This is a genomic window from Mesorhizobium sp. WSM4989, assembly GCF_029625795.1.
GTDB lineage: Bacteria > Pseudomonadota > Alphaproteobacteria > Rhizobiales > Rhizobiaceae > Mesorhizobium.
The window spans coordinates 1-276 of sequence record NZ_JARTVN010000028.1 but is presented as its reverse complement, the minus strand read 5'-3'; the positions used below and the strand labels follow the sequence as shown (position 1 = coordinate 276).

Sequence of the window (276 nt, the reverse complement as noted above, 5' to 3'; positions counted from 1 at the left end):
CCTCTGACCCCCAACAGCCGGCCCACTGCCGACGTACCCCCTTTACCATCATCAGTTGCGCCCACCTCGTCCCCATCAAGAGAATGACCCGGATGCCCGCCATCCTCGCCAGAGTGCGAGCAACTGGCATCGACGCGCGCTGGACTCATCTCGGTGATGGACCACAGATGGACACCCTGCGTCAGGAAGTTGCCGTTCACGGCGTCACGGACGCCGTCACCCTGCTCGGCCACGTCGACAACGCTCAGGTCATGGCAACCCAGCGTGATCTCAAAC

Annotated in this window: 1 protein-coding gene; it reads left to right on the top strand. The window is 63.0% G+C overall.

The window, feature by feature from the left end; translation table 11 throughout:
• Positions 1-92 precede the first annotated feature (92 nt).
• Positions 93-276, top strand: a 184-nt coding sequence (locus P9217_RS30185; protein ID WP_278088331.1) for a hypothetical protein, incomplete at its 3' end; no start/stop codon positions are given.